Source organism: Enterococcus sp. S86.2, assembly GCF_059834485.2.
In genome coordinates, this window is sequence record NZ_CM206813.1 from 1,825,855 (window position 1) to 1,848,971 (window position 23,117).

23 protein-coding genes and 1 other RNA gene are annotated in these 23,117 nt (G+C 35.5%); 7 read left to right on the forward strand and 17 right to left on the reverse strand.

The window, feature by feature from the left end; genetic code table 11:
• Positions 1 to 32 precede the first annotated feature (32 nt).
• Together AC6R0T_RS08525 and AC6R0T_RS08530 are read left to right on the forward strand one after the other, a co-directional pair.
• The gene (locus AC6R0T_RS08525; RefSeq protein WP_303754735.1) at positions 33 to 764 is read left to right on the forward strand and encodes a hypothetical protein; all 732 of its coding nucleotides are present in this window, start codon (positions 33 to 35) and stop codon (positions 762 to 764) included.
• Positions 765 to 849: 85 nt separating this feature from the next.
• A complete protein-coding gene (locus tag AC6R0T_RS08530; RefSeq protein WP_230709056.1) occupies positions 850 to 1,335 on the forward strand; it encodes a hypothetical protein in 486 nt (161 codons plus the stop codon).
• A 189-nt stretch (positions 1,336 to 1,524) separates the two neighbouring features.
• Here the strand turns inward: AC6R0T_RS08530 and AC6R0T_RS08535 are convergent, their stop codons facing one another.
• The 3 genes from AC6R0T_RS08535 to AC6R0T_RS08545 are packed head-to-tail and all read right to left on the reverse strand — an operon-like array spanning position 1,525 to position 4,055.
• The gene (locus AC6R0T_RS08535; RefSeq protein WP_303754733.1) at positions 1,525 to 2,988 is read right to left on the reverse strand and encodes an ATP-binding protein; all 1,464 of its coding nucleotides are present in this window, start codon (positions 2,986 to 2,988) and stop codon (positions 1,525 to 1,527) included.
• Entirely contained in the window at positions 2,988 to 3,704 is a 717-nt protein-coding gene (locus tag AC6R0T_RS08540) for a winged helix-turn-helix domain-containing protein (RefSeq protein WP_206904686.1), read from the reverse strand. The genes AC6R0T_RS08535 and AC6R0T_RS08540 overlap by 1 nt, the downstream gene beginning before the upstream one ends.
• Before the next feature lie 9 nt (positions 3,705 to 3,713).
• On the reverse strand, positions 3,714 to 4,055 hold the full coding sequence (locus AC6R0T_RS08545; protein WP_206904688.1) for an SdpI family protein: 342 nt from the start codon (positions 4,053 to 4,055) through the stop codon (positions 3,714 to 3,716).
• A gap of 386 nt (positions 4,056 to 4,441) precedes the next feature.
• Between AC6R0T_RS08545 and AC6R0T_RS08550 the strand changes: the two genes are divergently transcribed.
• Positions 4,442 to 5,212 carry a Cof-type HAD-IIB family hydrolase gene (locus AC6R0T_RS08550; RefSeq protein ID WP_303754730.1) on the forward strand — a complete coding sequence of 257 codons (771 nt, stop codon included), beginning with the start codon at positions 4,442 to 4,444 and terminating at the stop codon, positions 5,210 to 5,212.
• Positions 5,213 to 5,286: 74 nt separating this feature from the next.
• Positions 5,287 to 5,650, forward strand: a transfer-messenger RNA (tmRNA) gene (gene ssrA, locus AC6R0T_RS08555).
• Positions 5,651 to 5,853: 203 nt separating this feature from the next.
• On the opposite strand, the gene AC6R0T_RS08560 is transcribed toward ssrA, so the two are convergent.
• From AC6R0T_RS08560 to msrC, 3 genes are all read right to left on the reverse strand, one after another.
• Positions 5,854 to 6,612: an IolE/MocC family protein gene (locus AC6R0T_RS08560; protein WP_303754729.1), complete on the reverse strand. Its 759-nt coding sequence runs from the start codon at positions 6,610 to 6,612 to the stop codon at positions 5,854 to 5,856.
• 569 nt (positions 6,613 to 7,181) lie between these two features.
• Positions 7,182 to 7,409: a hypothetical protein gene (locus tag AC6R0T_RS08565; protein WP_206904693.1), complete on the reverse strand. Its 228-nt coding sequence runs from the start codon at positions 7,407 to 7,409 to the stop codon at positions 7,182 to 7,184.
• A 223-nt stretch (positions 7,410 to 7,632) separates the two neighbouring features.
• Complete coding sequence (gene msrC, locus AC6R0T_RS08570; RefSeq protein ID WP_303754726.1) at positions 7,633 to 8,103, reverse strand: free L-methionine (R)-S-oxide reductase MsrC; 471 nt, start codon at positions 8,101 to 8,103, stop codon at positions 7,633 to 7,635.
• Between the two features lie 149 nt (positions 8,104 to 8,252).
• Between msrC and AC6R0T_RS08575 the strand changes: the two genes are divergently transcribed.
• A complete protein-coding gene (locus tag AC6R0T_RS08575; protein WP_303754724.1) occupies positions 8,253 to 9,320 on the forward strand; it encodes an endonuclease/exonuclease/phosphatase family protein in 1,068 nt (355 codons plus the stop codon).
• Positions 9,321 to 9,414: 94 nt separating this feature from the next.
• Here the strand turns inward: AC6R0T_RS08575 and AC6R0T_RS08580 are convergent, their stop codons facing one another.
• From AC6R0T_RS08580 to ppdK, 5 genes are all read right to left on the reverse strand, one after another.
• Positions 9,415 to 10,929, reverse strand: a complete 1,515-nt coding sequence (locus AC6R0T_RS08580) for an AcpB/EbpR/MafR family transcriptional regulator (protein WP_303754722.1) — start codon at positions 10,927 to 10,929, stop codon at positions 9,415 to 9,417.
• Positions 10,930 to 11,124: 195 nt separating this feature from the next.
• Positions 11,125 to 11,691, reverse strand: a complete 567-nt coding sequence (locus AC6R0T_RS08585) for a TetR/AcrR family transcriptional regulator (RefSeq protein ID WP_303754720.1) — start codon at positions 11,689 to 11,691, stop codon at positions 11,125 to 11,127.
• A 259-nt stretch (positions 11,692 to 11,950) separates the two neighbouring features.
• Positions 11,951 to 13,441 (reverse strand): helix-turn-helix domain-containing protein, encoded by a 1,491-nt coding sequence (locus AC6R0T_RS08590; protein ID WP_230709100.1) that lies wholly within the window; start codon positions 13,439 to 13,441, stop codon positions 11,951 to 11,953.
• Between the two features lie 534 nt (positions 13,442 to 13,975).
• On the reverse strand, positions 13,976 to 15,367 hold the full coding sequence (locus AC6R0T_RS08595) for an L-cystine transporter (RefSeq protein ID WP_282462343.1): 1,392 nt from the start codon (positions 15,365 to 15,367) through the stop codon (positions 13,976 to 13,978).
• Between the two features lie 282 nt (positions 15,368 to 15,649).
• The gene (gene ppdK / locus AC6R0T_RS08600) at positions 15,650 to 18,256 is read right to left on the reverse strand and encodes a pyruvate, phosphate dikinase (RefSeq protein ID WP_303754718.1); all 2,607 of its coding nucleotides are present in this window, start codon (positions 18,254 to 18,256) and stop codon (positions 15,650 to 15,652) included.
• Between the two features lie 190 nt (positions 18,257 to 18,446).
• On the opposite strand from ppdK, the gene AC6R0T_RS08605 reads away from it, so the two are divergent.
• Both AC6R0T_RS08605 and AC6R0T_RS08610 read left to right on the forward strand, forming a co-directional pair.
• Complete coding sequence (locus AC6R0T_RS08605; protein ID WP_303754716.1) at positions 18,447 to 19,061, forward strand: helix-turn-helix transcriptional regulator; 615 nt, start codon at positions 18,447 to 18,449, stop codon at positions 19,059 to 19,061.
• Between the two features lie 4 nt (positions 19,062 to 19,065).
• Positions 19,066 to 19,890 (forward strand): pyruvate, water dikinase regulatory protein, encoded by an 825-nt coding sequence (locus AC6R0T_RS08610; RefSeq protein WP_206904710.1) that lies wholly within the window; start codon positions 19,066 to 19,068, stop codon positions 19,888 to 19,890.
• Between the two features lie 87 nt (positions 19,891 to 19,977).
• Here AC6R0T_RS08610 and AC6R0T_RS08615 read toward each other — a convergent pair whose 3' ends face one another.
• From AC6R0T_RS08615 to AC6R0T_RS08640, 6 genes are all read right to left on the reverse strand, one after another.
• Positions 19,978 to 20,322 (reverse strand): tRNA-binding protein, encoded by a 345-nt coding sequence (locus AC6R0T_RS08615; protein ID WP_230709110.1) that lies wholly within the window; start codon positions 20,320 to 20,322, stop codon positions 19,978 to 19,980.
• A complete protein-coding gene (locus tag AC6R0T_RS08620) occupies positions 20,315 to 21,244 on the reverse strand; it encodes a mechanosensitive ion channel family protein (RefSeq protein ID WP_303754715.1) in 930 nt (309 codons plus the stop codon). The genes AC6R0T_RS08615 and AC6R0T_RS08620 overlap by 8 nt, the downstream gene beginning before the upstream one ends.
• A 181-nt stretch (positions 21,245 to 21,425) precedes the next feature.
• Positions 21,426 to 22,025 (reverse strand): Asp23/Gls24 family envelope stress response protein, encoded by a 600-nt coding sequence (locus tag AC6R0T_RS08625; RefSeq protein WP_206904721.1) that lies wholly within the window; start codon positions 22,023 to 22,025, stop codon positions 21,426 to 21,428.
• A gap of 57 nt (positions 22,026 to 22,082) precedes the next feature.
• On the reverse strand, positions 22,083 to 22,274 hold the full coding sequence (locus AC6R0T_RS08630; RefSeq protein WP_206904723.1) for a DUF2273 domain-containing protein: 192 nt from the start codon (positions 22,272 to 22,274) through the stop codon (positions 22,083 to 22,085).
• A gap of 11 nt (positions 22,275 to 22,285) precedes the next feature.
• Positions 22,286 to 22,849, reverse strand: a complete 564-nt coding sequence (gene amaP / locus AC6R0T_RS08635) for an alkaline shock response membrane anchor protein AmaP (RefSeq protein ID WP_206904737.1) — start codon at positions 22,847 to 22,849, stop codon at positions 22,286 to 22,288.
• A 14-nt stretch (positions 22,850 to 22,863) separates the two neighbouring features.
• Entirely contained in the window at positions 22,864 to 23,112 is a 249-nt protein-coding gene (locus tag AC6R0T_RS08640; protein ID WP_173103316.1) for a GlsB/YeaQ/YmgE family stress response membrane protein, read from the reverse strand.
• Between the last annotated feature and the right edge of the window lie 5 nt (positions 23,113 to 23,117).

The following is a 23,117-nucleotide window of genomic DNA, read 5'->3' on the forward strand; positions in this document are numbered from 1 at the left end:
TCACCTCGTATAATTTTTATGAGGTGAAAAAGATGCGGACAGTTCATTATGCAGTTGCCAGTTTACGTTACCATAAAAAAATCTATCTTCCTTATTTTATCGTACTAGTTCTTTTGACTGTCGCACTATTTTTTGCACTGTGTTTAGTCAATTCAGCTCAGGCCATTTACCATGGTCTCCAAGATTTACTTGCCAACAACCCAATTAATGAAAATAAACAATGGAGCGCTCCACTCCAATTTTTCTTTACACAAATGAAAAATATTTACTGGTTGGTGGTGTTAGGAACAGTCAGTTTGCTAACGCTGTTTACCTTCTTGTTTTCTGGTCATGCTTTTACTCGCCGCAAACGAGAACTACAGACTTTTTTTACTTCAGGTCGCTCACATTTACGAGTTGCGTTGCAAATTGCTTACGAGTTTGTTTTACCCGCGCTTTTCATTGTTGGCTGTCTAATTTGCCTTGTTTTGATTTTCCAGCCACTAGTACAACGCCTTTGCGAATTGATTCATACCCATACTGCACAAATCATTCGATCCAATGATTTAGCAAATCTAAATAATAATATAAAATTTGGAGTCCGCTTACCAAAGGACTACCCGCTTTTAATTCAGACAGTTTTCATTAGCAATCGTGATTGGCTACAGATTTTTACTAAAACAGCTTGGCAAACGTTACTTTTATTGCTAATTAACTTTGGTATTGGGTTACCCCTTGGGGCTTTATTAGCCAAAATACGCTTATTAAAAAAGAGCATAAATTGATTGCATCATTAAGAAGCTATTGAAGTCAATAATTCTTATTTAGTTTGCGCAAAGGCTATTCATGTAAAGTAAAGGAAGTGTTTTTATGGAAAAAATTAGCCAACAAAATTTTAAAGTTTTTTATGGTAGGACGTTATCAGAAGCCCAGCAAAATTTTCAGCGAGAATTACAACGTCTCACAGCAGATGTTGGCAAAATCAGCTTAACTCCTGATTTTATTCCTTACCTTTCGATAACTGAAAATCTATTGATGGGCTTTCCCAATAAGTTTTATAAACAAAAAATTACCGAGCTGCCCTTAGCCAAAGAACTTCAAATCACCGCTGGACTTTTAAACAAAGAAGTCGCAAGCTTAACTATGGTAGAAATCATTCAGTTACAGCTTTTTCGTGCTTTATTAGCAAATAATAAATTTATCTGTTTTGAAGATATCACCACCGCCTTAAATATCCCGCAACGCCAACAACTCTTCAACCTTTTTCGCGATTTGATTGAAAAAGATGACTTGGTAATCTATCTTCTTACGACCGATGAGGCATTAGTCGATAATTTAAAACAAGTAGAACTGTAACTTACAGTTCTACTTGTTTTAAATTAAATAAGGCTTTAATAATATCCGCAGCTTTTAGTCATAAGGCAAGGAAATTCAATTGCTACTTAAATTTTTGAATTTTCGGCTTATGATCAATAAAGTTAAATAATTATAGTTATAAAAATAGGAGTAAATCCCGCAAAAGCTTCAAGGGGATTTACTCCTATTTTATTTTTCTTTCGTATCGTCAACAATTTCAACATCTGGGAAAGTAATGGTAAATTTCGTTCCCTCATTTAATTTACTTTCAACTTTGATGGTCCCTTTATGAAGACGCACCAGCTGTTGGACAATTGGTAAACCTAAACCCGATTCACCAAATTTACGATTTTTTCGAGAAGGATCTGCTTTGTAATAACGATCCCAAATGTTACGTTGTTGTTCTTCGGTCATGCCGATGCCAGTATCTTGAATCTCTACGATCGTTTCTAAGTAGCCTTTTTTCAAATTCACATAAATATCGCCATCTTGCGTGAACTGAATGGCATTTTGAATGATGTTGACCACCACTTGAACGAAACGATCATAATCAGCATACACTTCGATGGGTTCTTTAACCTCAAAGTGCAGCTTATCTCCTGCCGCTTCAGCTTTAGCCTCTAATTGGGTTAAAATATTTTTTAAAGCTTCGGTACCATTAAATTTTTTGACTACAATTGAGATTTGATTGGTCCGGATTTTTTCATAGTCTAAATTTTCATTGACGAGACGTATTAAGCGTTCTGTTTCATTTTTCATCAAACGGACTGCATTTTCCTTTTGATTTTCAGGAATGGCGTTGTACTCTAGCCCCTCTAGTAAACCATTAATAGTAGTTAACGGTGTACGCATTTCGTGAGAAGCATCTGCCATAAACTGTTTACGCCGCTCTTCTTGCCGTTCGATTTCTTCTTGTGATTCCTTTAAAGAAACCGTCATTTTATTAAAATCATCTGCTAGTTCATCAAATTCATCTTTATCGTGAACGGGCAGCTGTACATCAAAATTTCCACTGGCAATTTCTTTAGTCGCCTTTTTCATGCGATTAATCCGCCGTACCTGCATACTCGCGTAAAAATAGCTGATGATCAATGCAATCACACTTGAAATAATAAAACCCTTAAACAAGTTCAAGGTAACTGCGTTCACGCTATCTGAAATGTTTTTTGCCGGCTGCGTCACAATTAGCGCACCGTAAAATTCCCCTTCTAAATTAAAAGGAACCATAGCATAGGAGGTAACTTCATGTTCACCAAATACATTGGTATCTGAAGTTTTTTTCTGTCGCTCGCCAGCTTTTAACGCCGTCCACTGCGTTTTGGTAATCGAAAAATGAACGTTAGCATTCGTGGGGTAGGTAGACTTGCCACTTTTATCCACAAAAACAAAATTAACGTCTTGTTGATTTAACGCAAGTTCTGTAAACATCAAAGAATTATGAAGACTTTCATCTGGCGTTGTAGCCCCAGCATTGGGCAACTCTGCATAGTTTTGCGCAGTTTTAGCCACCGATTCCGCGTAACCGAATAATTGCCGATAATTATTATCTTCCATGGTCTGTTTGGTCAATTGGGTAAAAGAAATACCAACAATTAATAAAATTACGGCAATTACGACCCAAAAAGCCATTAACTGCTGATAAAGGTAGCGCATTATGCCACCCCAGAATCATCAAATTTATAGCCAACACCCCAGACCGTTTGAATCACTTGTGGTCCTACTTTTTCAATTTTTTGACGCAATTTTTTAATATGAGCATCTACTGTGCGCTCATCCCCAAAGTATTGGTAATCCCAAACTAATTCCAGTAACTGTTCCCGTGAAAAAACTTGACGCGGTTTTTTCGCTAAAGTATAAAGTAAGTCAAACTCTTTTGGTGTCAATCCGTCAATCAGCGTATCATCTAAATAAGCTTCTCTGGTTTTCGTGTTCATTTTGAAGTGTTTTGTGACAATATCAAAAGTCTCATCATCATCTTTTTCTGTAGCTACTTTTTCCGCCAGCTCACTACGGCGATGTAAAGCCTTCATACGCGCAATGAGAGTCAATGGACTAAAGGGTTTGGTCACATAATCATCTGCCCCCATCTCTAAGCCAATCACTTGATCACTTTCTGAGTCTCTAGCCGTCAACATGATAATCGGTACAGTCTTGGAAATTTTACGAATTTCCCGCGCCACTGCCATTCCGTCTAAACCGGGTAAATTTAAATCCAAGGTAATCATGTCCCAGTGTCCAGGTTGTGCCAAAAAAGCGTCTAAACCTTCTTGCCCATCGTATTTAAAAGTTGCTTCCCAACCTTCATTTAGAAAAAACATCTGCATCATTTCTGAAACAGCTTCATTGTCTTCAATCATTAAAATATTCATTTTTGTCCCCTACCTTTCCTTCTCTTTTGCTGTATGGCGACGATCAAAACGCTGTAACAGTTCCTCAGTTCCAGCAAAAACACCAATAATCGGTAATGGAATTAAAAGCATTTCCGCAATAAAATAATTGGTATTCCCCGTTTCTTTTAGTAAATATCCAATCAATGTACAAAACAAGCCAATCCCTAATAAAAAAAGGCCATTTATTTTCTGAGCATACCGCCAATTTCCAACATTTTTCTTTGCTAAAATTGAGGGATAGCCATAAATTGGATTTGGCTTTTTCGCTGGAAATAAAAAGAAACAAAAGCCAATAACCAGCATAATGACGCCAACGTATAAAAAAATCACAACTGCTTCACTCCTTGCCCATAGTATAACTGAAATTTATAAGCAAGACCAACAACTTCACATTTTCTTCAAGCAAGCTTGCCGATTTTTTCACCCTTTGCTAAGAAAAATACAAAGAACACACTTTACATTTGACTGTTGCCTTTTATATGCGCCAATAACTGTTAAATGGCACTATCAAATCCATTTATAAATGGGCTTTCTAAAAACTACTCCAATTTTTTATTTCGCTTACTTTTCCAGTAAAATTACTAGTAAGCCTGTGATTATTTTGCTAAAGTGATAAGGAAGATTAATTTATTTTTTGGTAGTTTGACTAAAACATATGACCTATGCCTTGTTATCTACCTCAGCTTTATTCAACTCGCAAAAAAGGAGAAATGCAAATGACTTATAAAGCCACTGCTTTTTTTGATTTAGACGGTACTTTACTAGATGATAAATCGCAAGTCCGTCCTGAAATTAAAGAAGCCATGACACAATTAAAAGAAAACAACATCTTACCGGTAATCGCAACCGGACGAACTGAAGTTGAAGTTGCAGCGATTATGAAAGAAGCCAATATCGATAGCGATATTATTATGAATGGCGCCTTTATTCGCGTCGCTGGTGATATAATTTTTTCAGATGTATATGATAAAGAACTAATTAAAGAAGTTTACGACGCCGTTAAAGAAAACAACGATGTTATTTCTTTTTATAATGAAAAGGAAATCTGGTGTAATGCGCACAATGAATTTTTGCTAGGTGCCTATGACTTTATCCACACCCCTGTTCCGCCTATTGATCCAGAAGGTTATTTAACCAAACCCGTTAACATGCTCCTTGTCTTAGGCCAAGACAATGACACCTATTACACGAGCCAATTTCCACAACTGAATTTTTATCGCAATACCCCTTTTTCTCTTGATACTGTTAAAAAAACGGTTTCAAAAGGTAACGCTGTAAAAATTCTGCAAGAAAAACTACAATTGACTGACGTTCCTTCTTACGCTTTTGGTGATGGCCCCAACGACTTAGCTCTTTTTGAGGCTTGTGATATTAAAATTGCCATGGGTAATGCAGTTGACGTATTAAAAGAAAAAGCTGATTTTATTACGAAAAAAAATACCGAAGGCGGCATTGTCCACGCCTTAAAACATTTTGAATTAATTTAATAAAAAAGGTTGCCAGACTTTTCACAGTCTGGCTTTCATGTTATAATTACTTTTGCTGTAATGCCCTTTATTTTGGGGACGTTACGGATTCGACAGGCATAGTTCGAGCTCGAATGGCGCTTCGTAGGTTACGGCTACGTTAAAACGTTACAGTTAAATATAACTGCTAAAAACGAAAACTCTTACGCTTTAGCTGCCTAAAAACAGTTAGCGTAGATCCTCCCGGCATCGCCCATGTGCTCGGGTAAGGGTCTCAAATTTAGTGGGATACACTAAGTTTTTCCGTCTGTAAAACTTAGCAGAGATTATCAGACTAGCAACGTAAAAAGCCTGTCTCTCGGCGTTTTACTAAGCGAATTTCAAAAGAGCGGACTATGAGCGTAGTCTTTTGGGTGGCGATGTGTTTGGACGCGGGTTCGACTCCCGCCGTCTCCATAAAAGAAGTGCAAAATCACAAAAGTGGTTTTGCACTTCTTTTTTTAATCTGCCAGTCATTTTTATTTGGCGCTTGTCATATCAATGAAACATGATTATAAAGTTGACGCTCTTAAAAAAACCATGCTCAAAAGAAGATCAACTCCTTTTAAGCATGGTTTATATAGATGTTTATATTTTTAACAATAAAATGAAAACTAATTTTTCTAACTCGCTTCCACTGAAGGAATAGCGTTATGTTCCAGCACTAGGTCTCTCACTTTTTTAATCTCAGCAAGAGAAGTAGTTGGAAACGAAAGAACAATATCTACATTGGCTGGTAAGCAGCGCAAAACTTGTCGCCAGTCAACAAAGCCACAATCTGGTGTTGTTATGACCGGTAATTCATTAATATATGTAACATCTTGCAAAAAAATTTCTGTGATATACTCTTTTAGCATATCTACGGCAACTTGCTCATCTTCTCCAACAAAACGCCAATTTCCAAGATTAAACAGATAGCCTAGATTAATAGGAAGTACTTTAACTGCTAAAAGAAACTCTGCAATCTTATCGAGTCTTCCTGATGGATAAGCTTGATCGTTGGTTACTGTAATTGTAATGGCCAATGAATCTAATTTTCTAAGGGCTTTTAATCCAGCTGGGCTATAGTCACCAATCGTTAAAATTAGCTCTGTTGCTCCTAAATTTTTAGCTTCCATTAAATAATGCGGCACCCTTTTATTTAACCGGCCCATTTTAAACAATTCATCTTCAATAACATAACTAATTTTTAATCCTAATTTTTGTGCCATGGCCGCTATTTTTTTTATTTCATCTGTTTTTGTTACTTCTTCAAGCATTTTGTGGTGAATAGTGATTCCTTTAAAACCCATTTTTTGCAAATCAATTAATAGTATTTCTTTTGTGTAGCCCATGCTTTCACCAAAAAAAGTTACATCAAATATAAGATTTGGAGCATTCACCTGTGTTGTCCTCCCAGTTTTAAAGCGTTTTTATATCCGTTATGGTAAACCGGTTACTTAAAAATGTCAAATTTGATAAAAAAACAAATATTTCCTTCAGTTTCTCTGCCAGTATAATGATACCAATAGTCCAATTATTTTAACATGACAAAACAATAAATATTTTTTTTGCAAAGATTAATCTCTTTAACTAAATTTACGTTAAATTTAGTGCACTATTTTATACTGATTGTCCCGTAAAAAATGATTTATCCACTGTTATATTTTTGTCACTTTTGTCTTAATTTTTGCCAAACTGTAAAAAAAATTCATCATTATGTAATTCCTTTGCATGTTAAAATGATAAAAAAGGAGGTCTTTAATTTGGAAAAACTATTTTTTATCCCTTTTAACTGGATCTATTCTTTGTTGTCTTAAATAAAAAGTTAGCTCAGGTGTATGGCCCCTCTTTAACTATCGCAGGCTAAACTATAAAAAGACTTCAAAAAGCAGCGTATTTTTACAAGCTACTTTTTGAAGTCTTTTTTTGATTTTTAGACTCCTGTTTTTTCTAAAAATCTTAGTTTGACTTAACTAAAGAAACATTCTACTTCAGCTTTGCCATAAACCTCTGAGTATTTCACAACAACTTTCCCAAAGCGTTCTTGAATTTCATCATGATCAACCAAATCATATTTTTCAACGCTTAATACTAGACAATTCTCCAATTTTTTAACAACTTCACCAATAACACGACGTTGTAGTCCGACTGGTTTACATTCATATACATGACCTAAACTAATATTATCTCTGTTCATTGTTTCTCCTTTTATAACCTTATTTTCATTATTTTATAATATAAATATACCATTATTTAATTATACTGCCAAGTATTTTTAACAAGAAAGACAAAAAAACTCTGAAAACAGCTCGTAAAGACTGTTATCCAGAGTTTTTTAAACTAATAAAAATTGAAAAGCATTAATTTTTAATGAATTGTTCTTCGTATCGTCTGTGTAATTTTTCTTTTAGCTACTTTGTTTATTGCATTAGTAGTTGTGCATATTCCTCTAAAAAATTTTGATCAATTTCATCGTAGCTACCTGTTTTACTACTATCAAGATCTAAGACTCCGATCAATTCATTATTCTTAACCAAAGGCACGACAATTTCAGACAGCGCAGCAGAGTCACAAGAAATATAATTTTCATGTTCTTTCACATTGGCTACGATAATTGTTTGTCGTTTTTGAGCGCTTTCACCACAAACACCTTTCCCCACTTGAATGCGGGTACAGGAAACGCGCCCTTGGAATGGTCCTAAGATTAACTGATCATCTTTAAAAAGATAGTAGCCAGAAAATACAGTATCCGGCAAAGTTTCCTTTAATAAAGCAGAAGAATTGGCGAGATTTGCCAATAGATCATCCTCGATTTCAAGTAATCCTTTTTGTTGCAGTAATAATAATTCATAAGCAGCTATTTTTTCTTCTTTCGTCCAAGCCACGCACATCACCTCTTGTTGGGGATTATACCCCAAACTGCTTGAAAATACTTCATTAAAGTTAACTCTAGTAAAAAAAATCTAAAAAATAATTCGTAAATTCAATCGTGTGACAGTTTTTATGATTTTGTGTAGGATAACTACCAGGAGGTAAGAAAATGAAAAAATGGTTGAAAATAATTTTGCTACTCATTGGCACGTTTCTTTTAGTAGTAAGCGGATATTTAGGGTATGTCTTTTTGAGTTATCATCGTATTGCCGATAATGTAAATTTAAATGTCAAAGCCCAGCAAGAGAAAACCCTAGCAACAAACACAAATTACCGCGCACTAACGTATAATATTGGCTACGCTTCTTATCCACCGACTTACAGTTTCTTTATGGATGGCGGGACACAATCCCGGGCTGATAATAAAGGGATTGTTTATAAAAATCTGGCAGGAATTACCAAATCCGTAAAAAAACAAAAGCCAGATTTAGTCTTCTATCAAGAAGTTGACGAAAATGGTGATCGTTCTTATCACGTTAACGAAGTAAATTTGCTCCAACAAAAATTTGGTAACTATAATAGTGTCTATGGGGTAAACTATGACTCACCTTATCTCTTCTACCCTTTTTCTGAGCCCATTGGCAAAACAAAATCTGGCTTAGTTACGTTGAGTAAGAGTTCATTAATGCAGGCCAAACGCTACCAGCTGCCCATTGATAAAGGCGTCACAAAAATTTTAGACTATGACCGTGCCTTTACAGTAACAAAAACTCCTGTCAAAAATGGTAAAGCATTAGTCTTAATTAACATTCATTTATCAGCATATACCAAAAACAAAGCTATTCAAAATGCACAATTAAAAAAACTCACAGATTTTTTGACAACAGAATATGAAAAAGGCAATTACGTTTTAGTTGCCGGCGACTTTAATCACGATATTTTAGGAGATGCTCCTGCGGTTTTTGGCACTGCCAAAACGCCTTTGACTTGGACGCATCCTTTTCCAAAAGACAAGTTACCCAAATGTTTTCATATTCCCGTAAACAATTTAGCAACTGCCAAAGTTCCTTCTGCGCGAAATTTAAATGAGGCTTATAAAAAAGGCCACACCTTCGTGACTTTGATCGATGGCTTTATTGTTTCAGATAATATTGCGGTTAAAAATGTCGCAGTGGTAGATACAGATTTTGCTTATTCTGATCACAATCCTGTCACGCTTGATTTTCAATTAAAATAAATATTACTGGTATGCTTTTAAAAGACCGAATAATTTAAAAATAGCCGCTGCTATCTTTAAAATAATTCGGTCTTTTTTACCGCTAAAACACTTTTTAAGATACCTTTTCCGCTAGTTCGGTCATATTTTCAGTTAATTCACTGACTTTTTCTTGTATTAAAAAAATATTGTGCCAAGACAAATACGAGTCGATATGTAGCACAGCCAAATTATCATCTAGTTTCACATCTTCTGTGGTTAAAATTAAGTCATAGTGGCGAATTTCTGTCATGAAGTCTTTTTCAGCTTGATTTCCTTGCACTATTTCAAAATTACCATAAATTTTTTTGGTAATCTGCATAGCTAAATAGCTTTCTGCGGTAGGCGACAAACTCGAAAGCAGCAAAATCTTAACTCTCTTGTGACTTAATTTTATTTTTTCCATCCAATCTGGTACAAAGGTGATAAGCCAGTATACATAAGCAATAATGAAGTCTTTTTCAAAATAAAAATGATAGCTCGTGGCAATATCTGTTACTAATTGTTTAATTTTCTCTACACCAAAGGGATATATTTTTGCCATTGTGACAACGAAATCTTTTTTATCAAGACGAAGAATATTTACACAAGTACCATCAGTTGCATAGAGAAAAGAAAAATTTTGCAAAATACAACTAAGCTCTATTTGTTCCTCTTTTGTTAAGGGTTTTGTCAACAGTCCACTAAACTTGGCAACCAGTTGCTGGTGAATGGCAAAATGAGTCTTGCCGCGTTCGTTATTTTGCAAAATTGCTGCCAATTGATTTGTGTTCAAAATTAGGCTATCACTATATAAAAGCCAAAATGAATCTTTGCAATTTTGCTCATCATAAGCAAAGTTAAAAGCTTGAAAAACCAACTGCTGAAATTGTGTTGCCACACTTCCTGTTGGTAATGCAATACCTTCATTTTGTAATTGCCATTTTGAGAAATGATGGTGATTTTTAATCCGCCATAAGCTAATGTATAAATTATAAACCAAACGATGAACAAAAATATGTTTTTGTAAAAAACCATTTTTTTGAAGAAACGCTTTTACAAAGTCGATCAACAGATTTTGTTGCTCTTTTGTAAAGGTTGGCAAACTGATTTCCAATTGATAATTTTTTTCTGAAAAATAACGATAATAGAGTTGCCGAATAGTACTTTCTTTTCCTTCCAAGCGTAAAGGACGATGTTTTAATTCAACGCCGATTTCTTTTAGAGCAGCTTGAATTTTTTTCAAGTAACGTTGCGTATTGGAAACACTTAAATATAATTCTCCTGCCAGTTCGGTAATATTATCGTGCTGCTCGTATAATAAAGCCTCAAAAATCTGAAACTCCGAGGATCGCCGCAAAAATTCAGCATACAAACGACTAACGGAGGATGATTTTTGCATTTTAAGCTGATGTAATCCTTTATATTTCTCAATTTGTGCGATATCTTGTTCTTCATTAATCAGACGGATATCGTTTAATAAGACTGGCAATGAACATTGCAATTCCTTTATTAGCGTATCTGTTGGTAGTCCATATTGACTTTCATGTAGTAATTCTAATAAGTGTAAATGCCGTAGCATGCTTTTACTTAGTAGTGACCTTAAGTTCATCAAATCGCCCCTAACCCCATTTATTTCGTCTCTCTTTATTCAGAGTAGCAAAATACAGCTATTTTACAATCCTCCATCAAATAATAGTAAAGAAATCCCCCTTTATGAGATTTTCTTACCACAATAAAAAAGCCTTTTAGCCAGTAGATAGCCATTATTACAATTTGGCTGCTTCTACTTTACTAAAAGACTTCATCAATTTTGTTTGGCGATATGTTGGGTTAGATTGTCTACTAAATCATTTAGTTGCAACAACATAACTTTTTCTTGCTGCACTTCAATGAAACGGCGATGAGTCAGCACACTTCCAATTAGAAGTAGAAAATACTGCTCTTGTAACTGCTGTTGCTGACTTGTAGATAACTGGCATAATTTGGGGTCAGCTTGAATCAAATCATAAAAGAATTGTTGAGAAATTGTTTGAATCGCACGACAAGTTGTGCTCTTTTTTTGGGGATAAAAAAAGATATGTAAAAACAATTCATAACATTTCTGATTATAAACGACAAAATGTAAGGCAAAGTCAGCTAAACCATTCGCATAATCGACTTTTGCAAAACTTTGATTAATTTTGGCAAAATAATTGATGACCAATGCTTGTTTTAAATCATGCATCGAATCAAATTGTTTGTAAATTGGCTGGGTACTCATTTTCATATAGTCGGCTAAGTTACGGGTCGTCAATTCATCAAAGCCATATGTCTGAACAAACTTTGCGGCTTTGTCTAAAATCATTTTTTTCGTAAATTTTGTTTTCCTCATATAACTCCCCCTTATCTAATAAAATTCTAACAATTTAATAGAAATAAAAGTTCTGATTTTTTTTACACCCCTGTAAAAATATTAGAAAAATCGGGAAACTATTTTTAAGCTACTAAAAAATCCAAAAGCTCAGGCAATAAAACTTCGCTTTTGGATTTTTCAATTATCACAAGTATTTAAATGAAATTTAGCAGTACAGCCAATAAGAAAATTCTATTTGTGCTAGGAGCTTTATCCTACTAATTTTAGCCTGACTTTTTTACCCTACCCTTTTTTGTTTTGTTTTTACATATTTCAAAATTTCTTGAATATTCAACTCCGGATGAGAAACATTAATATAAAACAATTGTTCTTTTTGAATTAAATCACCAATTTCATAATTACTTAATACGATATCAAAGTCACTACTGCTATTCCAAGCAGTGGCATATAGATTCGGATACTTATTCAGCTCATACAGATAATATTCCGTCATTTGCCGGGCCAAAAGTTGGTTGCCGACATAATAAATCCCCACATGATACAAGGCTTCTTTTTCTTCTTGTAAATATAAAAAGGCCCGTCCTAAATCACCCCGTAGCGGATCGGTGATCTTTTGATGAAAAAATAATTCTGGAAAGTAACTTTCTAATTGCAAAACAATCCCATCAAAATGTTTTTTTTGATCAATAGCTTCCAATTCATCTAAATAGCGATTAAAGAAGATAGCTTGATCCATCATAATCTGTCCTTTTAGCAAAATATTTTGCCAAATCGACTTGATTACATTATAGACGACATAACTATTTTTAGTTGAGGTAGCTTCTGATAGAAAAAGAAATGTTTGCACAAAACGAAAGCTGACAAAGTTATGTCTTCGACCTAGATCTTTTAATTCTCTGAACAATAAAGAATCCGAAGAAGAAAAATGATGGCTCATGAAAAAGCAAATCAAGCGGCTCACTTCACTATTTTTTTGGGTCGGAAAATAAACTAAATGCTTATGGCATAAATTTTTTAAAATGCCAAAACTAGACATCTCCTGCACGCCACTAATAAAGCTCTCCCGATTACCTAGATTGCGGATTTCCGCCACAAAATCAGCCTCAGTAGCTAGCTGATCTTTTCCTTGTTCGCTGCGAATTTTCACGACCCATAAGTAGAGAGTCAATTCATGTAAAAAACAATGATTAACGCGAATTTCTAAGCATTGTTCCAAATCAGAAATAAACGCGGTCGGTAACAACTGCTCTTGTAATTGTTCAATCTTTGTAACAGGAAGTGTATGAAAAAAAAGAGAACTGAAAAAATGACGAATTTGCAATTCAGAACCTTGAATTTGATTATTTTTAATAACCAAATCAAATTCAAGTAATAATTGATTCAGTTCCTTTACCTCAGCATAATAAGTTGCCATACTTAACCCATTTAAATCGCAAAAATAGTTAACATTCACATTTTCACGAAAAAAAATCTCTTTTAAAATCTTATACTTACGGGAATATTGCATCAAATATTTTGTAATAAAACTTAAATTCTGAGTTAAATCAATATGTAAATAATATTCATAGTTGGAAGCAGTCAGTTGGAACCCTTCCATATCCTTAAAAATTGCTTGAATATCTGCCACTAGTTTCAACAAGGTTGGTCTTGTCAGTGCTAATTTTTGCGCGACTGCTTTTTTAGTAGCACGATTTCCTCTTTGGGTCAGAAAACGGAGAAATTCCATAATTTTTTTATCCCAGTCATTTAGGAGTTCTCTTCTGTACATCGTATAACCTCTTCTCTAGCTTTAAAAGATAGTTGCTAACAATTGGTACTACCTTTTAAAAACACTGCCATTATATCATAGACCATAAAGTAAAATTTCTAAAAAAGATAAAAAAAAGAAATATTATCACTTTTTTAGCCAAAAAAGTTTCAATAAAAATTATTTTCTACCAATTTGTTACAAAAAAAGAAATTCGGCTTGATTTTCCATTCTAGCAAAAAGATATTCAGGAAACAATCCTTTTTTAAATTTTTTTCACTCGGATTCCCCCATTTTTTTCTAATACCTTTTTTTTAATTGTGGAAAAAGATTGGCCTATTGTGAAACATCCCCCCCAAGAAAAGAAACTTGCATTTAATTTATTTTCGATAAGACAGTGATAATTCTGCTACCTATTACATTTAAGTAAATTACAATATTTTTTTGTGAAACATTTTTATTAAAACGAAATAAAAACAGTAAGGATTAAACGCATAAAGACAAAAATAGACTTCTCTATTTTAACTTTACGCATTTTCCTTACTGTTTTTGTTATTATGCTTGGGTATCAATGACAGCGTCTGGATTTTCAAGGACGCTACGATCAATTTCTTTAATTCTTGTGGAAGTGACAATTCCTGCCACCATCGCATCACTGACATTAATTGCTGTCCGAGCCATATCAATAAGTGGTTCTACTGAAATAACCAAACCAACAATAGCAATCGGTAAATTCAATGCACCTAAGACGATCAACGAAGCAAAAGTAGCGCCACCACCAACTCCGGCTACACCAAAGGAACTAATCGTCACCACGGCGATTAACATTAAGACAAATTGGATACTAAAAATATCAATGCCGGCAGTTGGTGCAACAATTGTTGCTAACATCGCCGGATAAACTCCCGCACAACCATTTTGTCCAATTGAGATACCAAAGCTAGCAGCAAAATTCGCAGTAGCATCATCCACTCCAAATGCCTTGGTTTGTGTCTCAATATTTAATGGCATTGAACCAGCAGATGAACGTGAGGTAAACGCAAAACTTAAAACTGGCAATGCTTTTTTCAAATAAGTAACTGGACTGACTTTGACAAAACTTAATACAAGTAAATGGACCAACATCACGACAATTAATGCACTATAAGAAGCCAAAATGAATTTCCCTAAGTTAACGATTGCCGCAAAGTCACTTGAAGCCAATACATTGGTCATTAAGGCAAAAACGCCATATGGTGTTAAGCGTAAAACCAAAGTTACAATCCGCATGACAATTTTGTAAAGACTGTCCATCAGCTTTTCAAAAAATTCCGCTTCTTTTGGCGCTTTTCTTTTTACACCAAGATAAGCAACACCGACAAATGCCGAAAAGATTACAACCCCAATCGTACTGGTTGCCCGTGTGCCAGCTAAATCAGCAAAAACGTTGGTTGGAATAAAAGATAGAATCTGTTGTGGAATTGATAAGTTTTCCACTTGTGTCTGGCGTTGTGCCAATTCAGCAATGCGAGCAGATTCAGCTGCACCTTGCGTAAAAGAGGCGCCATCTAAATTGAATACCACAATACTCGTGTAACCAATTAACGCCGCAACAGCTGTTGTTGCTAAGAGCGTTGCCAAGACGGTAAAACTAATTTTTCCTAGCTTGTTACTTTCTTTCATGCGTGTAAAAGCACACACAATTGAAACAAAGACAAGTGGCATAACCAACATTTGTAATAAGCTTACGTAACCATTCCCGACAATTTGAATCCATTCTAAAGCACCAGCGGTCACAGCGTCTTTTGTGCCAAAAATTAATTGCAATAGTCCGCCAAAAACAATCCCAGCAAACAATGCCACAAAGACGCGGGTTGAAAATTTCAAGTGTTTTTGCTGTTGGCGCCAAAACACATAAAGCAGTGCAGCAAAAACCACCAATACAGCAATAATTAATAAAGTAGTCATCGAATACCCCCAAATAATTCCTCTAACATCACGTTAAGATTATCTACTTTCTTTTAAAAAAGAATTTCGATTTACTTATTATAAGTTAGTTTACTTCATCTGTCTTTTATTACGACTTATGAAAGCGGATCGAATTTTGAAATTGGGATTTTTTATAAATTATTTTCAATTCCAAAAAGATTCTATGAAAATGTGCGTAAAAAATGGGATACTTTCCTGATAATTAAAAAACCCGCCTCTATAAAAGTGGCGGGTTTGTATTATCTTACGACAGACTTCAAGCTACAATTTTATAAGTTGTTTTTTATTTGCAATTGCAGCCTTGGCACAAGCGAGACGGGCGTTAGGAATTCGAAATGGTGAACAAGAGACGTAATCCACCGGTAAGGTTTGGATAAAAGCAATAGACGCTGGATCTCCCCCCACCTCTCCGCAAACTCCAACTGACAAAGATTCTTTTTCTTGCTTGCCATTTTCTGAAGCAAAACGCATTAATTTTCCTACGCCTTCTTGGTCTAAATGTTGGAAAGGATCACTTGGCAAAATTTCCTGATGCGTATATGTTGGCAAAAATTTATGGGCATCATCTCTTGAATAACCATAAGTCAGCTGGGTTAAGTCATTTGTCCCAAAACTGAAGAAATCTGCTACTGCTGCTAATTGATCAGCAATCAGGCAAGCTCTAGGAATTTCAATCATCGTTCCAATTTCAAAAGGCAAGTTTGTTCCTGTTTTTTCAAACAAGCCGTTAATAACTTCCTGACAACTGTCCTTTACTATCCTAAATTCTTTGACTGTCCCCACTAAAGGAATCATGATGTGGGGCGTTATGGTAATTTTTTCTTGCGCAGATATCTCAAGTGCCGCCTCCATAATCGCTGCTACTTGCATTTGATAAATCTCCGGACAGGTAATTCCTAGGCGTACACCCCGCAGACCTAACATTGGGTTTACCTCTGCTAAGCTTTTTACTTTGGCGATTACCTCTTGACTATTCAAATTCAACTCTTTGGCGATTGCACGCAATTCTGATCTATCTTGAGGTAAAAATTCATGTAATGGTGGATCCAATAAACGAATTGTACAAGGCAATTTTCCTAAAATTTGATACATTTGACGAAAATCACTTTTTTGCTTTTCCTTGATATACGCTAGTGCTTCATCCATGCGAGAACGATTATCAGCTAATATTAATTGCCGCATCATCTTGAGGCGTTCTTTTTGGAAAAACATGTGCTCGGTGCGTGCTAAACCAATTCCTTTTGCTCCTTTTAAAAGTGCCTCTTTTATTTCTCGCGGTGTTTCAGCATTCCCATAGACAGCCATTGTGGCATGGGCATCACAGATTTTCAAAACTTTTTCTAAAACCGCTGAAGTTTCGGCCTCATTTAAAGCCAGTTGACCTAAATAAATACGACCGCTGCTACCATCTACTGAAATAAAATCACCTGTTTTTAAAATCCCATCGGTAAAGTTAGCAACCCCTTTTTCTTCATCGACTTGCAAGTCTTCACACCCTACAACACAGCATACTCCCATTCCTCTAGCGACAACCGCTGCATGAGAAGTCATTCCGCCACGAGCTGTGACGATAGCCTCACTGACACTCATACCTTCAATATCTTCTGGGGAAGTTTCATTACGGACTAGAATTACCTGGCTGCCTTTATCAGACATTTCTTTTGCGGCTTTCGCGGTAAAAGCCACTTGACCCACCGCAGCTCCTGGACTTGCCGGTAAACCGCGAACAATCGCTGCTTTCTTTTTAGCATCATTGGTAAAACTTGGATGCATCAATTGCGCAATCATTTCTTCATCAAGGCGATTAATCAATGTTTCTTCACTGATTACGCCTTCTTTCATTAAATCGTAGGCGATTGCAACTGCCGCTTGGGGTGTGCGTTTACCGATGCGAGTTTGCAACATATACAATTTTCCTGCTTCAATCGTAAATTCAACATCTTGCATGTCGCAATAATGCTTTTCAAGTTGCATAGCAATTTCAATTAATTCAGCGTATACATCTGGCATTTTTTCTTGGAGCGTACAAATTGGTTCGGGGGTTTTAATTCCTGCGACGATGTCTTCTCCTTGCGCTTTTAGTAAGTACTCCCCATACACGCTTTTTTCTCCTGTGGCGGGATTGCGGGTAAACATCACCCCTGTTCCAGAATTTTCAGAGTAATTACCAAAAACCATTTGTTGAATGGTAACCGCAGTGCCTAAATTATCCGAGATATTGTGAATACGACGATATACCTTGGCGCGTTGATTATTCCAACTGGAAAAAACTGCCTCCACGGCAATTTGTAATTGTTCAAAGGCATCTTGAGGAAATTTCCGCCCTGTTGCACGCGCAAAAATCTTTTGGTAATTCGAGATAATAGTTTCCCAATCTGACTTTTCTTTTGTCCCAGTTGGAATTGCTACAAAATTTTCAGCTGGAATATTATACACAACATCAGCAAACATTTGAATGAAGCGGCAGTAACACTGAAAAGCAAAATCTTTATTTTGGGTAATTTCAGCCAGTGCATAAACTGTCTCATCATTTAACCCCAAATTCAAAATTGTATCCATCATTCCTGGCATCGAATATTTCGCACCACTACGAACCGATACTAGCAACGGGTTAACACCTATACCAAAACTTTTATTCGTTAACGCTTCCAATTCTTTTACTTGAAAATTAATTTCAGCTATCAAGCCTTTTGATAGTGCTTTTTCTTCTTGAGCTAAATAATTTTTACATGCATCTGTACTAATAATAAATCCATTTGGCACTGGTAAATCAAGATTTGTCATTTCACATAAATTAGCGCCTTTGCCGCCCAAAAGATCCTTCCATTCTTTTTTACCTTCTTGAAAACGATACGTTAATTTAGCCACACCATTACCTCCAAAGTGATATACTATTTAATATAAAACGACTATACCTTTGGAAATATATTTTGTCAATAAAAATATGTGATATACTGTTAATTAATTTAGTTACACTATATAATTATAATGTGTCATACCTGCATAAAAAGTGATAAAATCAAAAGATAGTATTTTATAAAAGATTGGAGGGATTGTGGTGGAATTATCCCAGCGACAATTAGCAATCACTGAAATCGTAAAGAAAAACCAACCAATCAGTGGAGAAAAAATTGCTGAAATTCTTGGTCTATCTCGTGCCACCTTACGAAATGATTTTTCCATTTTGACTATGACAGGTGTTTTGCAAGCACGTCCAAAAGTTGGCTATGTTTATGCTGGACCAATAAACCAGAGTGAAACCTTGGAGGAATTACTCGCGATATCTGTGAGAGAAATTATGATTCCACCTTTAAATATTTCACAAGAAAGTACGATTTACGATGGAATTACCACCCTTTTCATGTACGATGTCGGTTCCTTATATGTAGTAAACGATGCCCACGAATTAGTCGGTTTATTGTCCCGCAAAGATTTATTACGGGCCTCATTAAATAAGATGATTGATAAGACACCCGTAACAGTGGTCATGACGCGACTCCCGCAAATTAGTACTTGTTTTGAAGATGATCTGCTTTTAACTGCTGCAGAAAAATTGCGCACACTGCACGTTGACTCGCTACCGGTACTAAAAAAAAGCAATCCTAAAGTTGCTGTAGGTAAAATTACCAAAACCCGTATTCACGATTATCTAATTGAAAATATAAAGGAGTAAGCCGATGGAAAAGTTATCGATTGTAGTTATTTCAGATGTCTCAGGTGATGCTGCCCAAGTTTTAGCCAATGCTGCCGCCGGACAGTTTCGCGGAAAAGATATTGATTTGAAACGTTATCCTTTAGTTCGTGATAAACAAACGCTAAAGGAAATTTTAGCAGAAGCAAAAGAAAATAAGAGTGCAGTCCTGACTACTTTTATTCAAGATGAGTTAGCTAATGAAGTCAAAAGCTTTTGTCAGGAAAATAATCTACAACATCAAGAGCTTTTAAACTCCATTTTGCACATGTTTGAAACCTTGACAGATACAGCACCAATCAGCGACCCTTCGACGGTTAGTCAATTAAACGATCAATATTATTATCGAATGAATGCCATTAATTTTGCTTCTCGTTATGATGATGGTAAAGATCCCAAAGGCTTTTTAAAAGCAGACTTAATTATTCTAGGGCCTTCTCGAACGTCAAAAACACCACTTTCCATGTATTTGGCCAACCAGTCGATTAAAGTTGCCAATTTGCCCCTAATTCCAGAAGTGAGTTTACCGCAAGAATTAGAACAAGTCCCTAAAGAAAAGATTGTTGGCTTAATGGCCGATCCCCAATATATAAAAAAATTCCGTCACTCTCGACTTTATGCCTTGGGTCTTACCAATGGTAGCAGTTATACCGACGAAACCCGTATTCAAAACGAGATGCGCTATGCAAAAGAACTGTACCAAAGATATGGTATCCAATCATTTGATGTCACAAATCGCTCAATCGAAGAAACGGCTGGTTTAATTTTGGAGACTCATCCACATTTAGCCAGTCTTGGGAGCAAACTTTAAAATCACGCTAAAAATAAAGAGGATAAATTAAAATGCCAGTTTGACCTGATGCCTTTTAATTTATCCTCTTTATTAGTAAAACTGTATTCAACCAGCAATTGTACCATTGGGAACTTCTTTTTCTGGTATTGCTAAAACCGGCGTAATTTTATTGGTATAGCCTATATCAAAAAGCATCCCATGGGATTCAATCCCAAACATCAGCTTGGGTGCCAAATTAACGACAAATAATGCCTGCTTGCCTTCAATTTCTGCTTGGGGATTTTCTCGTTCTTTTTTCATCCCCACTAAAATGGTTCGTTGGAATTCACCGAAGTCTACCACTAAACCCACTAACTTATCAGAGGCAGTAATATCAAAAACTTTAACAATTTTCCCTACACGGATATCTATCTTGTCTAAATCTTTCATCGTAATCGTTGGTTTAACCATTTGTATTCTCTCCTTGGGTAAAATAGATTCTTCTACCAGCCATTTCAATTTTTTCAGTCTGAAATGCTTGTAATATTTCTTGGTGCAATTGTGTTGCGACGTAAGTACCCTCTGTATAGTAGACAATATAGCGAACTTTTAATACAATTCCGTCTTTTGTGACATCAACAATTTGAACTGGTTTTAATTCACCGTCAAACAACTGCATTTTTTTCATTACAGCTTTTTTAAACAGCTCATCTGCTAAGTATTCTTTTTCAAAATTTTCATAATAGTTTAAAAGAGATGCAGCTATAATTTTTTGTGCCAGTTGCCAATTACTTTCAAAAGCCAAATTGTAGCTGATTTCTTTCCAGACAAAAGGCGTCATCTCATTATAATTGTAAACTGCTTCTGTCAAAATTTTACTATTGGGAATTTTGACAGTTCGGCCTGTAGGGGCTTCTGCGTCAAACCAATGACTAATTTCCATGAGTGTAAAATATAAGATGCCAACAGAGATGATTTCACCTTTAACGTTACCGATTTCAATTCGATCATACATTCTAAAGTGATGCTTATTCACAATTAAAAACCAACCGGCCACATTACTGATTAATCCTTTAATCGCCAACGAAAGAACTACACCAATAAAAATCAGTACAATTAATAATGTATCCAACGCATTTAACCACAGGCGCGTTAAGCTAATTAAAAATAAAAAACGCAATAAAAAACGTGTAATTGTTCCCACGATATTTAACGTTTTGACATCTTCAATAATTTTGCGCCAAAGCTGATGAAAAAGCCACTCCAAACCGATTAACAGTAGTAATAAGACGACTGACATGCCAATTTTACCACTGAACTCATTTGGATCTTGAATATTATTCATCATTTCTTCTAAAATTTTATCCCAAAAATTTTCTGTCGACTCCCCCATCACGGCTCTCCTTTTTTATACTTTTCTTTTATGTTACGCCAAATGAGAACGTTAAACAAACGTTAACCTGACGAGCATATAAATAAGGCCTTCATGCTTTATCTTGTAAAAACAAAAAAAACGACAAATCAGCAAGTTTTATACTTGCTGATTTGTCGGGTTAATTAAAAAAGGTAAGTCACTACTCTACCCGTGGTTCTCTTGCTTGTTGTACATTTTCTTTCACGTCTTGCGCGCCATCACTAACTTTATCTCCGGCTTTGCCTAAAGCATTTTTTGCTTTTTCAGTTTGTTTAGAAGCAAATTCACCTGTAGCAGATGCAGCGTCAGATAGCTGATCTTGAACAGTAACAGAATCTTTTTCATATTGTTCTTTTGATTTCACATCGACAACGTCAACGTTAACTTCAATAACATCTAATCCTGTCATATTTTTCACTTCACGGGCAACGACTTCTTTGATTTGATTGTAGATAGAAGTAATGTCTTTGCCATATTCAGCTACAATGGAAAGATCTACTGCCACTTGTTTTTTACCAACTTCAACATCAATGCCAGAAGTTGGGTTGTCTGTATTCACTAATTTACCAGCAATATTAGAGAAGAAACCACCATCTACTGTTAGTAAACCGCTGATTTCATCAAGAGCGATACCGATGATTTTTTCAACAACTTTGTCATCAAAAGTCAATTCACCTTTAATCCCCTCAGCTTTTGGTACTGGTGGTTTTGGTGGTACCGGTTTTGTTTCTGGTTTCATACCTGGTGTTTTGTTTTCCATGTTAAATTCCTCCTAAATATTTGTTAACCGAACTTGCGGTTTAATCACTTAAATTTTTTAACGCTTTGAGCGGAATTGCTCAAAAAAACCAATTGATTGCAGATAAAAACCCAAATATAAGCCAATTGCAGTAAATATTACTAACAATAATGTCTTTAAAATACCAATCGTAAGAATTAATATTGCCAGTAATAAACCAAGGGCTCCACAAATCAAAGGATATTTATATTGTGCTGCTAATTCTTTCATCATTATCCCTCCTATAGAACTCTTGGCTCATCGTTTTCGTGTTTTTGATCACGAAAATCTTTGAAAATTACATCCGTTACGATTTCCTGTTTGGCACCAAATAATTGGTTTAAATCGGTCTTGATTTTATCTGCAAGCGCTTGTTGTCTTTGTGTAGTCTGAAAGACTTTGCGCATTTGACCACTAACGTAGATTTTAATTTTCTTTTTCTTAATCACAGCTTTAACTGATGGATTAGCAATAAAAGGTTCCTCTTTGACTGCTGTTAATACGTAGCTTTCGATTGCCTTTTTTTGGATTGTCAACGTTCCATTTTCAGTGTTAATTTCCAATTCATTACTAACTTTAGGAAAGAAAATAATCACAAAAATACTAATAATCAGCAAAATTAACAAACCTGCTGCCGACCAAAATAAAAATTGCCCCATGGCATCACCAATAAGTGGATACGTTGTAAAAGGGCGTAGTACAAAAGACCAGCCTGCCACATATTGTGTTGTAATCAAAGTGTGAAAAAGGGGAAAGAATAAGAAAAAGATTACTAAAAGTAAAACTACCTTTGTACTTTTTCGCATACAATCACTTCCTTTTAGGCTGCTTTTTTACCGACAAAAAATGATACGACCGCAACTAAGATAACTGCACCAATTAAAGATGGAAAAATTGCCATTCCTCCGATTACAGGACCCCATGTGCCAAATAGAGCTTGACCAATTGATGAGCCAATTAATCCTGCTAGTACATTTAAAATTAGTCCCATTGAAGAACCTTTATTTGTAATTGCACCAGCAATCGCTCCAATTACGCCACCAACAATTAACGACCAAATAAATCCCATGATAT

What these genes read in the sequence shown, in the direction of transcription:
- AC6R0T_RS08525 (WP_303754735.1), top strand. Translation starts at nt 33, where the DNA reads ATGCGGACAGTTCATTATGCAGTTGCCAGTTTACGTTACCATAAAAAA.
- AC6R0T_RS08530 (WP_230709056.1), top strand. Translation starts at nt 850, where the DNA reads ATGGAAAAAATTAGCCAACAAAATTTTAAAGTTTTTTATGGTAGGACG.
- AC6R0T_RS08535 (WP_303754733.1), bottom strand. Translation starts at nt 2,988, where the DNA reads ATGCGCTACCTTTATCAGCAGTTAATGGCTTTTTGGGTCGTAATTGCC.
- AC6R0T_RS08540 (WP_206904686.1), bottom strand. Translation starts at nt 3,704, where the DNA reads ATGAATATTTTAATGATTGAAGACAATGAAGCTGTTTCAGAAATGATG.
- AC6R0T_RS08550 (WP_303754730.1), top strand. Translation starts at nt 4,442, where the DNA reads ATGACTTATAAAGCCACTGCTTTTTTTGATTTAGACGGTACTTTACTA.
- AC6R0T_RS08565 (WP_206904693.1), bottom strand. Translation starts at nt 7,409, where the DNA reads ATGAACAGAGATAATATTAGTTTAGGTCATGTATATGAATGTAAACCA.
- msrC (WP_303754726.1), bottom strand. Translation starts at nt 8,103, where the DNA reads ATGTGCGTGGCTTGGACGAAAGAAGAAAAAATAGCTGCTTATGAATTA.
- AC6R0T_RS08575 (WP_303754724.1), top strand. Translation starts at nt 8,253, where the DNA reads ATGAAAAAATGGTTGAAAATAATTTTGCTACTCATTGGCACGTTTCTT.
- AC6R0T_RS08580 (WP_303754722.1), bottom strand. Translation starts at nt 10,929, where the DNA reads ATGAACTTAAGGTCACTACTAAGTAAAAGCATGCTACGGCATTTACAC.
- AC6R0T_RS08585 (WP_303754720.1), bottom strand. Translation starts at nt 11,691, where the DNA reads ATGAGGAAAACAAAATTTACGAAAAAAATGATTTTAGACAAAGCCGCA.
- AC6R0T_RS08590 (WP_230709100.1), bottom strand. Translation starts at nt 13,441, where the DNA reads ATGTACAGAAGAGAACTCCTAAATGACTGGGATAAAAAAATTATGGAA.
- AC6R0T_RS08595 (WP_282462343.1), bottom strand. Translation starts at nt 15,367, where the DNA reads ATGACTACTTTATTAATTATTGCTGTATTGGTGGTTTTTGCTGCACTG.
- AC6R0T_RS08610 (WP_206904710.1), top strand. Translation starts at nt 19,066, where the DNA reads ATGGAAAAGTTATCGATTGTAGTTATTTCAGATGTCTCAGGTGATGCT.
- AC6R0T_RS08615 (WP_230709110.1), bottom strand. Translation starts at nt 20,322, where the DNA reads ATGGTTAAACCAACGATTACGATGAAAGATTTAGACAAGATAGATATC.
- AC6R0T_RS08620 (WP_303754715.1), bottom strand. Translation starts at nt 21,244, where the DNA reads ATGGGGGAGTCGACAGAAAATTTTTGGGATAAAATTTTAGAAGAAATG.
- AC6R0T_RS08625 (WP_206904721.1), bottom strand. Translation starts at nt 22,025, where the DNA reads ATGGAAAACAAAACACCAGGTATGAAACCAGAAACAAAACCGGTACCA.
- AC6R0T_RS08630 (WP_206904723.1), bottom strand. Translation starts at nt 22,274, where the DNA reads ATGAAAGAATTAGCAGCACAATATAAATATCCTTTGATTTGTGGAGCC.
- amaP (WP_206904737.1), bottom strand. Translation starts at nt 22,849, where the DNA reads ATGCGAAAAAGTACAAAGGTAGTTTTACTTTTAGTAATCTTTTTCTTA.
- AC6R0T_RS08640 (WP_173103316.1), bottom strand. Translation starts at nt 23,112, where the DNA reads ATGGGATTTATTTGGTCGTTAATTGTTGGTGGCGTAATTGGAGCGATT.